Annotated in this window: 10 protein-coding genes; 4 read left to right on the plus strand and 6 right to left on the minus strand. The window is 74.0% G+C overall.

The window, feature by feature from the left end; genetic code table 11:
- Positions 1-11: 11 nt before the first annotated feature.
- From MW290_RS22245 to MW290_RS22260, 4 genes are all read left to right on the plus strand, one after another.
- The gene (locus MW290_RS22245; RefSeq protein WP_250200082.1) at positions 12-1,412 is read left to right on the plus strand and encodes an efflux transporter outer membrane subunit; all 1,401 of its coding nucleotides are present in this window, start codon (positions 12-14) and stop codon (positions 1,410-1,412) included.
- 32 nt (positions 1,413-1,444) lie between these two features.
- Positions 1,445-2,722: an HlyD family secretion protein gene (locus MW290_RS22250; protein ID WP_250199842.1), complete on the plus strand. Its 1,278-nt coding sequence runs from the start codon at positions 1,445-1,447 to the stop codon at positions 2,720-2,722.
- Positions 2,723-2,739: 17 nt separating this feature from the next.
- Positions 2,740-4,359 carry a DHA2 family efflux MFS transporter permease subunit gene (locus tag MW290_RS22255; protein WP_259373498.1) on the plus strand — a complete coding sequence of 540 codons (1,620 nt, stop codon included), beginning with the start codon at positions 2,740-2,742 and terminating at the stop codon, positions 4,357-4,359.
- Between the two features lie 113 nt (positions 4,360-4,472).
- On the plus strand, positions 4,473-5,288 hold the full coding sequence (locus tag MW290_RS22260) for a GGDEF domain-containing protein (RefSeq protein WP_250199843.1): 816 nt from the start codon (positions 4,473-4,475) through the stop codon (positions 5,286-5,288).
- Here MW290_RS22260 and MW290_RS22265 read toward each other — a convergent pair.
- The 6 genes from MW290_RS22265 to MW290_RS22290 are packed head-to-tail and all read right to left on the minus strand — an operon-like array spanning position 5,243 to position 13,494.
- Positions 5,243-6,430, minus strand: a complete 1,188-nt coding sequence (locus MW290_RS22265) for a lipocalin-like domain-containing protein (RefSeq protein ID WP_250199844.1) — start codon at positions 6,428-6,430, stop codon at positions 5,243-5,245. The genes MW290_RS22260 and MW290_RS22265 overlap by 46 nt on opposite strands.
- Complete coding sequence (locus MW290_RS22270; RefSeq protein ID WP_250199845.1) at positions 6,430-9,015, minus strand: ABC transporter permease; 2,586 nt, start codon at positions 9,013-9,015, stop codon at positions 6,430-6,432. The genes MW290_RS22265 and MW290_RS22270 overlap by 1 nt, the downstream gene beginning before the upstream one ends.
- On the minus strand, positions 9,015-9,677 hold the full coding sequence (locus tag MW290_RS22275) for an ABC transporter ATP-binding protein (RefSeq protein WP_250199846.1): 663 nt from the start codon (positions 9,675-9,677) through the stop codon (positions 9,015-9,017). The genes MW290_RS22270 and MW290_RS22275 overlap by 1 nt, the downstream gene beginning before the upstream one ends.
- Before the next feature lie 13 nt (positions 9,678-9,690).
- Positions 9,691-10,623, minus strand: coding sequence for a tRNA (adenosine(37)-N6)-dimethylallyltransferase MiaA (gene miaA, locus MW290_RS22280; protein WP_250199847.1), 933 nt, complete (start codon positions 10,621-10,623; stop codon positions 9,691-9,693).
- Entirely contained in the window at positions 10,620-11,861 is a 1,242-nt protein-coding gene (locus MW290_RS22285) for a Bcr/CflA family efflux MFS transporter (protein WP_250199848.1), read from the minus strand. The genes miaA and MW290_RS22285 overlap by 4 nt, the downstream gene beginning before the upstream one ends.
- A 19-nt stretch (positions 11,862-11,880) precedes the next feature.
- A complete protein-coding gene (locus tag MW290_RS22290) occupies positions 11,881-13,494 on the minus strand; it encodes a pseudouridine synthase (RefSeq protein ID WP_250199849.1) in 1,614 nt (537 codons plus the stop codon).
- Between the last annotated feature and the right edge of the window lie 69 nt (positions 13,495-13,563).

Raw genomic sequence — 13,563 nt, forward strand, 5'->3', positions numbered from 1 at the left:
CCGTGGTGCTGATGGCCGGCTGCGCCAGCCCCGGCAACATCCAGTCCACCGCCCAGAAGATCGAGCCGGCCCGTGTGGGCCTGGCGGCTGAAGCCGCCACGCCCGAAGTGCAGCCGCTGTGGTGGCAAGCCTTCGGCGACACCACGCTCAACGACCTGGTGGACAAGGCCCTGGCCGACAACCCCAGCCTGCAGGTGGCCGCCGCCCGCGTGGCCCGTGCCGGCGCCGCCATCGACAACGCCCGCGCCGCCGACCGCCCGAATGCCACGCTGAGCGCCGATGCCACCCGCCAGCGCTATACCGAGAACGGCCTGATCCCGCCGCCGCTGGCCGGCACCACCCGCACCAGCGCCAACCTGCAGGCCGGTGTGTCGTGGGAGCTGGACTTCTTCGGTCGCAACCGCGCGGCGCTGGAAGCCGCGCTGGGCAGCGAGCGCGCCGCCCGCGCCGATGCCGATGCCGCGCGCCTGATGCTGGCCGGCAACGTGGTGCGCAGCTACGTGAGCCTGGCCCGCGCCTTTGCGCTGCGCGACGTGGCCGAGCGCGCGCTGAGCCAGCGCGACGAGACGCTGAAGCTGGTGCGCCAGCGCGTGGATGCCGGCCTGGACACCAACGTCGAGCTGCGCCAGGGCGAAGGCGCGCTGCCCGAGGCGCGCGTGCAGATCGCCCAGCTGGACGAACAGATCGCACTGGCCCGCAACCAGCTGGCGGCGCTCACCGCCCAGCCGGCGCAGGCGCTGGCCGGCCTGAAGCCCGCGCTGGCACCGGTGCAGCTGCCGGCCATGCCGGCGCAGCTGGGCGCCGACCTGCTGGGCCGCCGGCCCGACATCGCCGCCGCCCGCTGGCGAGTGGAAGCCGCGACGAAGGAAGTGGCCGTCGCCCGCACCGAGTTCTACCCCGACGTCAACCTGACCGCCTTCGCCGGCTTCAGCGCGCTGGGGCTGGGCAACCTGATCGAAGCGGGCAGCCGCCAGATCGGCGCCGGACCGGCCATTCGCCTGCCCATCTTCGACGCCGGCCGGCTGCGCGCCAACCTGCGCGGCCGCAGCGCCGACCTGGACGCCGCGGTGCAGAGCTACAACGGCGCTGTGGTCGACGCGGTGCGCGAGGTGGCCGACGAGCTGGCCTCGCTGCAGGCCATCGAGCGCCAGCAGCAGGAGCAGGTGGCCGCTCAGGCCGCCGCCGAGAGCGCCTACGAGCTGGCCCTGCAGCGCTACCGCGCCGGCCTGGGCACCTTCCTGGTCGTGCTCAATGCCGAAAGCAACGTGCTGGCGCAGCGCCGCACCGCGGCCGAGCTGAAGGCCCGTGCGCTGGACACCCAGGCGCAGCTGATGCGCAGCCTGGGCGGCGGCTGGCGCGAGGCAGACACCACCGCCGCCGCCCCGACTTCCACCCTGGCCGCCGCCCGCTGAGCGCGCCGACCCACCCCATTCCGAGTACGACCATGAGCCAAACGCAAGACAACGCCGCCCCCGCCGCCAACCCCCAGGCCCCGGCGCGCAAGCGCGGCCTGCTGATCCTGGGCGGCGTGGTGCTGCTGGGTGCGGCCGCCTACGGCGTGCACCACTGGCAGGTGGCCAGCCACTTCGAGAACACCGACAACGCCTACGTGCAGGCCAACGTGGTGCAGATCACGCCGCAGGTGGGCGGCACGGTGCTGGCCATCCAGGCCGACGACACCGACTTCGTCAAGGCCGGCCAGCCGCTGGTCAAGCTCGACCCGGCCGATGCCCGCGTGGCGCTGGACCGCGCCGAGGCGCAGCTGGCGCAGACGGTGCGCGAAGTGCGCACCCTGTTCGCCAACAACGCCGCGCTGAAGGCCCAGGTGGCGCTGCGAGACGCTGACATCGCCCGCGCCAACAGCGACGTGACCCGCGCGCAGGACGACGTGGAACGCCGCCGCCCGCTGCTGGCCACCGGCGCCGTGGGCAAGGAAGAGTTCAACCATGCGCAGTCGCAGCTGGCGGCCGCCAGGAGCGCGCTGGCCGCGGCCCAGTCGGCCCGCGTGGCCGCCGCCGAGCAGCTGGCCGCCAACGTGGCTCTGACTGATGGGAGCGCGGTGGAAGACCACCCCAACGTGCAGCGCGCCGCCGCCCAGGTGCGTGAGGCCTACCTGGCCGCGCAGCGCACCGAACTGCTGGCGCCGGTGGACGGCTACGTCGCCCGCCGCAGCGTGCAGCTGGGCCAGCGGGTGCAGGCCGGCGCGCCGCTGATGTCGGTGGTGTCGCTGGGCGACACCTGGGTGGACGCCAACTTCAAGGAAGGCCAGCTGCGCAAGCTGCGCATCGGCCAGCCGGCCACGCTGGAAGCCGACGTGTACGGCAGCAAGGTGGAGTACCACGGCCGCGTGGTGGGCCTGGGCGCCGGCACCGGCGCTGCCTTCTCGCTGCTGCCGGCGCAGAACGCCACCGGCAACTGGATCAAGGTGGTGCAGCGGGTGCCGGTGCGCATCGCGCTCGACCCCAAGGAAGTGCAGGCCCATCCGCTGCGCGTGGGCCTGTCGATGGACGTCACGGTGGACGTGACCCAGCAGGACGGCAAGGTGCTGGCCGATGCCGCGAAGGCGCCGGCCACGGTGCAGACGCAGGTGTTCGACGCGCTGGACGCACGGGCGGATGAAGAGGTCAAGCGCATCGTCGCGACGCAGCTGGGCAAGCGCGTCGCCGCCAGCGCCGGCAGCCAGGTGGCCAGCGCCGCCAAGGGCACGGCGGCCGTCCACTGAGTTTTCAAGGATCGCCCATGGCATCGGACACCACCCTGGCCGCGCAGCCGGGCGACGCGGCGCCGCGCGCCACGCCGCCGGCACCCGCACCGGCCGCAGCCGCCGGCCCGCAGCCGCTGACAGGCGCCAAGCTGGCGCTGGGCACGGTGGCGCTGTCGTTGGCCACCTTCATGAACGTGCTGGACACGTCCATCGCCAACGTGTCGCTGCCGTCGATCGCCGGCGACCTGGGCGTCAGCGCCACCCAGGGCACCTGGGTGATCACCAGCTTCGCGGTGGCCAACGCCATCTCGGTGCCGCTGACCGGCTGGCTCACGCAGCGCTTTGGCGCGGTGCGGCTGTTCACGCTCAGCGTGATGGCATTCGTGCTGGCTTCGTGGCTGTGCGGCCTCGCACCTTCGCTGGAGGCATTGATCGCCTTCCGCGTGCTGCAGGGCCTGGTGGCCGGGCCGATGATCCCGCTGTCGCAGACGCTGCTGCTGTCCAGCTATCCCAAGGCCAAGGCGGGCACCGCACTGGCGCTGTGGGGCATGACCACGCTGGTGGCGCCGGTGGTGGGGCCGCTGCTGGGCGGCTGGATCACCGACAACATCTCCTGGCCGTGGATCTTCTACATCAACGTGCCGGTGGGCATCTTCGCCGCCGGGCTCACCTGGAGCATCTACCGCGAGCGTGAGACGCCGCGCAAGCGGCTGCCGATCGACAGCGTGGGCCTGGGCCTGCTGGTGCTGTGGGTGGGCGCGATGCAGATCGCGCTGGACAAGGGCAAGGAGCTGGACTGGTTCGCCTCCGGCCAGATCGTGCTGCTGTCGGTGGTGGCGGTGGTGGGGCTGGCGGCCTTCATCATCTGGGAGCTGACCGACCCCCACCCGGTGGTGGACCTGCGCTTGTTTGCCCGCCGCAACTTCGTGTTCGGAGCGCTGTCGCTGTCCATCGCCTACGGCCTCTTCTTCGGCAACGTGGTGCTGCTGCCGCTGTGGCTGCAGCAGTTCATGGGCTACAACGCCACCACCGCCGGCATGGCGCTGGCACCGGTGGGGGTGCTGGCCATCCTGCTGTCGCCGCTGGTTGGCAAGAAGGTGTCCCAATGGGACCCGCGGGCCATGGCCACCGGCGCCTTCATGGTGTTTGCGCTGGTGCTGTGGATGCGCTCGCACTTCACCACCGACACCGACCAGCTCAGCATCCTGGTGCCGACGGTGATCCAGGGCGCGGCGATGGCCTTCTTCTTCATCCCGCTGACCACCATCACCTTGTCGGGCCTGCCGCCGCAGCGGCTGCCGGCGGCCGCGGGCCTGTCCAACTTCGTGCGCATCACCGCGGGCGCCATCGGCACCTCGGTGGCCACCACGCTGTGGGAAAACCGCGCCGCGATGCACCATGCCCACCTGACCGAGCAGATCACCGCCGGCGGCGCCGCCAGCACCCAGGTGCTGGGCCAGCTGTCGGCGGCGGGCCTGAGCCCGGAGCAGGCGCTGGCGCAGGTGAACCGCCTGATCGACCAGCAGGCCTTCACCCGCGCGGCGGACGACATCTTCTTCGGCTCGTCCTTCCTGTTCCTGGCGCTGATCGTGCTGATCTGGTTCACCGCCCGGCCTCAGGGCAGTGCGGGCGCGGATGCGGGCGGGGCACATTGAACCGCATCTGACCCCTTTTCGCCCCGCTCATCGGCCCTTGCGCCGGGGCGGTGGCGGGCCCGGCGCGGGGCGCTTTGTGGTCGAATCCAAGATCCCGTTCTTGAGCCGCTGCCATGCTCGATTCGCCGTTCGATTCCGCCTGGATGCGCTGGCTGGACCGCCGCGTGCCCACCTCCCGGCCCTGGATGCTGGCGCTGCCGATGGCGCTGGCGGCGGGGGCTTCTTCCGGTCTGGTCGCCGGGCTGGCCTGCGTCGCGCTGGGCCGTGCCGACGTCACCGCCGTAGCGCTGGCGGCTGCGGCTGCCGGCGCGGTGGTGGCTGTGGTGCTGGGCAGCCTGCTGTGCGCGCTGGCGCTGTCCATGCGCCAGCTGCACCAGCGCGTCACGGTGATGTCCACCCGTGACGACCTCACCGGCGTGCTCAACCGCCGGCAGTTCATGCTGCTGGCCGAGCGTGAATGGGCCCGCTGCCGCCGCTATGAAGCCGACGGCGCGGTGCTGCTGGTCGATGCCGACCACTTCCGCCGCATCAACGACCACCATGGCCACGCGGCCGGCGACGCGCTGCTGCGCGAGATCGTGCGCGTGACCGGCGGCCTGCTGCGCCAAGCCGACGTGCTGGCGCGGGCCGACGGCGAATCGCTGCTGGTGCTGCTGCCGCAGACCGACCCGCTGGGCGCGCTGGACGTGGCCGAACGTGTGCGTGAGCACGTGGCCGCGCTGCAGCTCGACTGGCAAGGCCTGCGTGTGTCCACCACGGTGAGCATCGGCGTGGCCTCGATGGGCGCGACGCACACCTCGCTGGACGCGTTGATGGCCGATGTGGACGCCGCGCTGGCCGCCGCCAAGGCTGCCGGCCGCAACTGCGTGCGGGCCTCGCCGATTCAGCCCAGGCGCAGCGGCGAGGCGCGGCCCGTCATCTCCAAGTAGCCGCGGCCCACACGGCGGCCGCTGGCGGCGTCCAGCAGCTCGCTCAGCCCCTCCCAGTAGATGGAGCCGGTGGACGCCCGGCTGTCCAGTTCCTGCGCATCGATCAGCGCCCGCACCTCGAAGCGGCCCGCCGGCGTTTCCACCGTCCACTGCACCGGGTACACGCTGCGGGTGGCCGGGCTGGTCCAGCTGCGGCCTGGGACAAAACGCACCTCGTCGGCCTTGAAGGCCCGCACCGCGCCGCCGGCTGCGCGGAAGCTGCCGCCGGCCCACAGCGCCGTGCCGTTGCGCCGCCTCAGCTGGAAGGCGGTGAGGGCGCTGCCGTCGTCCAGGTTCATGCCGATCCAGTCCCAGCCCACGGCATCGGGATTCAGCAGCGTTTCGCTCCACTCGTGGTCCAGCCAGGCGGTGCCGCGCACCGGCTGCGGCGCGGCGCCGGCCTTCAGCGCCAGCGTGCCCTGCACCGCCAGCTGCGGCTGCGAGTAGTAGTGGCTGGCCTCGTCTTCGTTCGGCCCCTTGCGCGACCAGCCGGCGTCGCCCTGCAGCAGCAGCGGCTGCGTGGTGGCCAGCTGCAGCTCGAAGCCGAATCCCGCATCACGGTCGGCCAGGCGGGCGCTGTAAACGCTGCGTTCGACCGGGCCTTCGCGGCGGAAGTGCCAGTCGTTCAGGCGCACGTCGGTATCGGCCAGCGCGGCGGCCACCCGTGGTGCCTGCGGGTCGCCGTTCCAGCGGGCGATGCGCTCGGCATGCACCAGCCGCCGGCCCGCCAGGTCGCTGACCGCCGCATGCGCGAACAGCAGCTGGGTGGCGGCAAAGCGGCTGCGGTTGCCGCCGGCCAGGTCGGTGCGCGAGCGGAAGAAGGTGAGCTGGAAGCCCACCAGGTCGTCGTTCCTGTCGCTGGCGGCACTGGCTTGCGGCCGCAGCCAGCCGGTGGCGTACCACCACTCGGTACGGCTGTCGGGGTGGGCGCCGTGGTCCTGCGGAAAGCGCAACGGCCGCGGCGCCAGCACCGTGCGTGGCGGTGTGTCGGGGGTGTCGGGCCGCGGCACTGCGGCCGGCGCACGGGTGGGCAGCAGCAGGCCGGGCAGGGCCGGCAGCCCGGCCAGCGCGCACCAGCGCAGCAGCAGGCGGCGCTCGTTCATCACCAGTCCTCCTTCACGGCCAGCACCGCATCGCCCGAGGCGGCGGCGCGGGCGCTCACCGCAGCGGTCAGGCTGCCGGCGGCCATCACCGCGGCGCACAGCGCGGCCAGGCGGCCGGCGGGCAGCACCATGTCCATGGTCCAGTGGAAGCTTTGCGGGTTGACCACCTGCACCAGCACCACCGACACCAGCAGCCCCAGCCCAAGTCCCACCAGCGCGCCACCGGCGGTCCAGGCCGCGCCTTCGCCGGCCACCACGCCGATGATCTGCCGGCGGGTAAAGCCCAGGTGGGCCAGCAGGCCGAATTCACGCCGGCGCGCCAGCACCTGGGCCGAGAAGCTGGCCGCGATGCCGAACAGGCCGATGCCGATGGCCAGCGCCTGCAGGTAGCGGGTGACGGCGAAGCTGCGGTCGAAGATGGCCAGCGACATCGCACGGATCTGCGCCGGCACCGCGAATTCGATCAGCGCCGGGTCGGGCGCCAGCTGGCGCAGCGCGGCCTGCACCTTGTCCACCGGCGCTTCGGGCGACAGCCACAGCGCCAGGTCGTTGACCCGGGTGTCGCCGGTCAGCCGCCGGTAGTCGGCCTGGTCGAGCGCCACCGCGCCGAACTGCCGCGCATAGTCGCGCCACACGCCCAGCACCCGCACCGGCGTGCCGGCGCCGGGGCCCAGCGGCAGCTGCAGCAGGCTGCCGGGCCTGGCGCCGTACAGCGTGACCATGGCTTCGCTGACGTAGGCGCCGATCTCGCCGGCCACCGGCGGGCGCGGCGGCTCCACCATCGGCAGCTGGCGCGCCGGCTGGTCCAGCGGGCGGGCGATCAGGCTGACCGAAGGCTGGTCGGCAGCCAGGCTGATGCTGCGCACCCGCAGCCCCTGCACCCGCGCCACGCCAGGCACCGCGGCGGCGGCCTGCACGAAGTCGGGCGGCAGAAAGGCCTGGTCAGCCGCGGCGCTGCTGGTGGCGGTGCGGGCATACAGGTCGGCCGGCAGCACGCTGTCCAGCCATTGCGAGACGCCCTGGCGAAAGCTGCTGACCATCACCGTCAGCGCCACCGCCAAGCTGAGGCTGGCCACCACGCCGGCCACCGCCACCGTGGCGGCAGCGCTTTCGTGGCGGGCGCGTTCCACCGCCAGCAGCAGCAAGGGGGAGCGCCGCGGATGCAGCAGCGCCAGCAGGGCATCGACGGCCAACGGCACGCAGGCGATGCCGCCCAGCAGCAGCGCCGCCACCGAGGCATACGCCGCCAGCGGCAGCCCGCCGATGGGCGGCAGCAGCGCCAGCAGGCCGCCGACGGCCAGCAGCAGCACCGGCCGCCAGCGCGAGGGCGCCGGGCCGGCGGTGCCGCCCAGGCCCTTGAGCGCCTGCGCGGGCGCCAGCGCCGCCGCCTGCCGCGCCGGCACCCAGCCGCCGGCCAGCGCCGCCACCACGCCCAGCGCGCCGAAGGCCGCGGCTGCCGGCCACGAGAACACCAGCGCCGGTGCGACGCCCGGAAAGTAGCCGCCGCCCAGGTCGCCGGCCAGCCAGCGCAGCGCCAGCTGCGCCATGCCCGTGCCCAGCAGCAGCCCGGCCGCGCTGCCGGCCACGCCCACCATCAGACATTCCAGCAGCACCAGACGGCGCCGCTCGGTGGCACCCAGGCCCAGCACGCCCAGCAGCGCAAACACCGGCGTGCGCTGGGCCACCGACAGCGCCAGCACCGAAAACACCAGGAAGCCGCCGACGAAGAGCGCCACCAGCGCCAGCACCGTCAGGTTCACGCGGTAGGCGCGCGACAGGCTGGACACCTTCTGCGCCGCGTCGTCGGCCGCCGCGGCCTTGAGCGCCGGCGGCAGCGGCGTGCGCTGCAACCATTGCGCGGCGCTGGTGCCGGCCGCCAGCCGCAGGTCGATGCGGCTGAGGCGGCCCAGCTGGCCGAAGTGCTGCTGCGCGCCTGCGATGTCGATCACCGCCAGCGGCCCGCCGCCGGCCGCCACGCTGCCGGCCACCTGCAGCGTGAAGGTGTCCAGCCCACGCTGCAGCCGCAGCGCATCACCCGGCTGCACGCCCAGCCGCTGCTGCGCGGCGATGTTGAGGAAGAGCCGGTCGGGGTCGAGGAAGGCGGTGCGTGGCTGGCCGTCGGCCGGGCGCGGCAGCAGCGCCGGGGCCACCGCCGCGATCTGCAGCGCATCGACGCCCAGCACCTGCAGCGCCACCCGGCCGGCACCAGGCCCGGCGGGGGCGGAAGCCGCCGACGCCGCGCCGGATGCGGAGGCCGCCGACGCCGCGGCGGGTGCGGGCAGGGCGTAGGTGTCCACCTCCACCACCGGGGTGGCCAGGGCCACGCCGTCGGCGGCGGCCACAGTGTCGAGCAGGCTGTCGGCGCAACCTTCGCGCACCGCGCAGCGCAGCGTCAGGTCGGGCTCGCCATTGGCGGCGCGCACCGCGGCCGAAAACTCCGACAGCGCCGAGCCGTTGATCAGGTGCACCGAGAAGGCCAGGGCCACGCCCAGCGCCACCGCCAGCAGGGCCACCGCATGGCGCCAGGGGTGGGCCCGCCATTCGGGCAGGCTGAGCTTGCGCAGCAGCTGCAGCGCGTGGCGCATCAGGCCCGGCCTTCCGAAGCCGGCGCTATGCCGTGGCGCGTGAGCCGCAGCCGGCGGTCGGCGCGGGCGGCCGCGGTGGCCGAGTGGGTGACCAGCACGCAGGCCGAGCCCTGGGCATGCACCTGCGCGGCCAGCAGATCCATCACACGCTCGGCGGTGTCGGGGTCGAGGTTGCCGGTGGGTTCGTCGGCCAGCACCAGCGCCGGCCGGTGCACCAGCGCGCGGGCGATGGCCACCCGCTGCAACTGCCCGCCCGACAGCGTGCGCGGCGCGCGCTCGCCCAGGCCTTCCAGCCCCACCTCGGCCAGCATCTGCGCCACCCGGGCTTCGTCGTGCCGGCCCTGCAGCAGCAGCGGCAGCGCCACGTTGTCGGCCACGCTCAGGTGCGGCAGCACATGAAAGGCCTGGAACACGAAGCCCAGCCGGGCGCGTCGCCAGCGGGCCTGGTCGGGTTCGGGCAGGTGGGTGATGTCGGTGCCGTCCAGCGTCACCTGGCCTCGGCTGGGGGTGTCCAGGCCGGCGATGCAGTTGAGCAGCGTGCTCTTGCCGACGCCCGAATCGCCCAGCACCGCCACCATCTCGCCGGGTGCGACGCTGAGGTTCACATGGTCGAACACCGGCGTGTCGCCGTAGAGCTTGGCCAGGTCGGTGAGTTGCAGCATGTCGGTATCTTGTCTAGACAGGCACCGCGCCCCGCCCGCTCAGGGCCTGCAGCACCTGGCGTGCCGCGTCGGGCGCCTCGGCCGCGATGCGCTGGCGCTGCGGCATGCTGCGCAGCCAGGTCAGCTGGCGCTTGGCCAGCTGGCGGGTGGCGGCGATGCCGCGCTCACGCAGCGGGGCCAGGTCGCCTTCCAGGCATTCCCAGGCCTGACGGTAGCCCACGCAGCGCATCGAAGGCAGGCCCAGGTGCAGGTCGCCCCGCTGGCGCAATGCCTGCACCTCGGCCAGCAGGCCGGCTTCCAGCATCGCGTCGAAACGCTGCGCGATGCGCCGGTGCAGCCAGGCGCGGTCGTCGGGCTCCAGGCTCACCAGCAGGCCGTCGTCGGCCACCTGCCGCTGGCCGGCCTGGTGCCAGCTGGACAGCGGGCGGCCGCTGGCGCGGAACACTTCCAGCGCCCGCTGGATACGCTGGCTGTCGCCCGGCGGCAGGCGGGCCGCGGTGACGGGGTCCACCCGGGCCAGTTCGGCATGCATCGCCGGCCAGCCGCGTTCGGCGGCTTCGGCGTCCAGCGCGGCGCGCAGCGCCGGGTCGGCGGCGGGCAGGGTGTCCAGGCCCTCGATCAGCGCCTTGAAGTACAGCATGGTGCCGCCCACCAGCAGCGGCCAGCGGCCGCGGCCCCGGATCTCGCCGATCAGCCGCCGCGCATCGGCCACGAACTGTGCGGCCGAGTAGGCCTCCAGCGGATCGATCAGGTCGATCAGGTGGTGCGGCACCGCCGCCTGCTCGGCGGCGCTGGGCTTGGCAGTGCCGATGTCCATGCCGCGGTACACCAGCGCGCTGTCGACGCTGATGATCTCTACCGGTACTTCGGCCGCCAGCGCCAGTGCGATGGCCGTCTTGCCCGAAGCGGTCGGCCCGGCCAACCCGATCCATGAAGGCTGTTTCATGCGGCGCGCAGGGCGCCGTGCCGGGGCACCAGGGTCCAGGCGACACCGGCAGTGAGCACGGCCCAGAAGGCCAGGCCGTAGGCCATGGGCCGCACGGTGCCGTCCAGCGCCTGTCCCAGCCACAGGCCGACGCAGAAGGCCACCAGCGCGAGGGCGAAGCCGGCCAGCGCCGCGGCCACGCCGGCCGCCTGCGGGAAGGGGCTGACCGCGCCGGTCTGGCCACAGGGCTGGTGGATGCCGTGGCCGAAGGCGTAGAGGCATTGCGGCACCAGCACCGCCGCGACGGCATGCACGCCGCCGGCCGCCAGCGCGGCCATGCCCAGGCCACCGGCCAGGCTGAAGAAGGCGCCACGCTGCACCGTGCCGGTGAGGCCGTGGCGGCGCAGCAGCCGCCGGCAGGCGAAGGTGCCCGCCACGTAGGAAGTGGAGCCTGCGCCCAGCGCCATGCCGTACTGCGCGGCGCTGAGGCCCAGCACCTCGATGTACACGAAGGAAGACGACGCCAGCACCACGAACAGGCCGCCGTAGGTGCAGGCGGTGAGCGAGGCCCACGAGAAGAAGGTCGGGTCGGACGCCACCCGGCGCGCGGTGCGGGCCAGCGTGCCCGCATGCAAGGCCTGTGGGTTGAGGCTGCGCGCCGTCTCGGGCAGCACCCGCCAGACGAACAGCAGCACGCCGGTGACCACCAGCGTGACCGCCAGCAGCGTGCTGCGCCAACCGAAGCTGGCCGCCAGCAGGCCGCCCACCATCGGGCTGCTGAGGGCGATGACGCCCAGCCCGCTCATCGCCAGCGACATCACGCGGGCGCCTTCGGCGGGTTCGTAGAGATCGCGCACCATGGCGCGGGCGCACACCACGGCGGCCGCCAGGCAGGCGCCTTGCGCGGCCCGCCACAGCGTCAGCACCTCGATGCTGGGCGCCAGCGTGGCGCCCAGGCTGGCCACCGCGAACAGCGCCATCGCCACCCGCAGCACCGGCCGGCGGCCGTAGCGGTCGGCCACCGGGCCCCAGAACAGCTGCGCCACGCCGAAGGCCAGGATCAGCGCCGACATCGTGAGCTGCACCGCCGGCATGCCGGCGCCCAGGCCGCGGGCCAGGGCCGGCAGCGCGGGCAGGTACAGGTCGGTGCTCAGCGGCTGCAGGCCCAGCAGCAACGCCAGCAGAGTGGCCGCCACCGCGGGCGCCATGCGGGCGGCGCGGCCGGTGCCGGCATTGGGGCGGGCGGTGGACTCGCTCATCCTGGCAGCGGCCGGGCGGTCAGAAGCGCTCGTCGCGACGCAGGTAGCGCCACTGGCCCGGCGGCAACTGCCCCAGCACCACGCTGCCGATGCGCACGCGCTTCAGGCCCACCACCTTCAGGCCCACGGCCTCGCACATGCGGCGGATCTGGCGCTTGCGGCCTTCGCGCAGCACCACGCGCAGCTGGTCCTCGTTCTGCCAGCTCACCTTGGCGGGTTGCAGCTTCACTTCGTCCAGCCACAGGCCGTGGCGCAGCTTGTCCAGGTCGGCTTCGGGCAGGCGGCCGTCCGGCGCGCTGCCGACGTATTCCACCCGCACCAGGTACTCCTTCTCGATGTTGGAGTCTTCGCCGATCAGCTGCTTGGCCACGCGGCCGTCCTGCGTCAGCACCAGCAGGCCGGTGGAGTCGATGTCCAGGCGGCCGGCGGGCACCAGGCTGCGCAGGTGGCCGGGGTGGAAGCTGACGCCGGAGGCGTCTTCGCTCCAGCGGTTCTCGGGCTTGACCAGCACGACCGCGGGTTCGTAACCGTCCTCGGCCTGGCCGCTGACATAGCCCACCGGCTTGTGCAGGATGACCGTCATGCGCTGCGCTTGCTGCTTGTGGGCGGCGGGGTCGATCTCGATGCGCGCATCGGCGCGCACGCGCTGGCCCAGCACGGCCATCTGGCCGTCCACGCGCACCCAGCCGGCGTCGATCCAGTCATCGGCCTCGCGGCGCGAGGCCAGGCCCATCGCCGTCAGCCGCTTGGACAGGCGCTCACCCTCGGCGGCGCGCGGCGACGTGGCCTCGGGGCCGCTGCGGCGCGGGCGCTCGCCGCCTTCGGGCGGGCGCAAGCTGGCCGGCGGCAGCGGGGCGGGGCGGTCGGGCCGGTTCTGGTGATCCTGGCGCGGCGGGCGTTCGCCCTGGAAGCGCGGCGGGCGGTCGCCGGCAGGACGCTGCGGGCGGTCGAACGACGGACGGCGATCGCCGCCGCGTTCGCCGGGCCAGCCTTCGCCACGCGGGCGGTCAAAGCCACGCTCGCCACCGCGGTCGGGCCGCGGGCGGTCGCCATGCGGCCGGTCATAAGGGCCGCGGTCTTCCCGCGGGCGGTCGACCCGCGGCGCGTCGCTACGAGGGCGGTCGAAACGCGGGCGATCGCCAGGCGGGCGATCGGGCCGGTCGCCGCGGGGACGGTCGCCGTAGGGCCGGTCGCCCCGGGGCCTGTCGGCGTAGGGGCGGTCGGGCCGGTCACCGCGTGGGCGATCGAAGGCGGGCCGGTCACCTTGCGGACGGTCGTCGCGAGGCCGGTCGAACCGGGGCCGGTCGCCTGAGGGGCGGTCACCCTGCGGCCGGTCGCCGCGCGGGCGGTCGAAGTGCGGCCGGTCGTCACCACCGCGCTCGAAGCGCGGACGCTCCCCTGGCGGGCCGGCGCGGCGCGGTCGGTCGCCCGGCGGGCCGTCGCGGTGGGGCCGCTCGCCGCGGCCGCCGCGCTCGGGCTGCTGGCGAAAGGCTTCTTCGCGCGCGGCGCGCTCGGCCTGGGCCTCGGCCAGCGTGCGCTGGCGGCGGGGGGCGGTGGCAGCGCGCAGCGGAGCGCGGGCGCGGTCGCCGCTGCCGGCGGCGGCCGGCTTGTTCTTCAGTTTCAGGGTGGCCATGTGACAAGGCGCGGCCAAAAAGTGGCCGGCAAGGGGGCGATTGGACCACGCCGCGCGCCCTGACGCGGA

The organism is Aquincola tertiaricarbonis (assembly GCF_023573145.1).
Taxonomy (GTDB): Bacteria; Pseudomonadota; Gammaproteobacteria; order Burkholderiales; family Burkholderiaceae_C; genus Aquincola; species Aquincola tertiaricarbonis_B.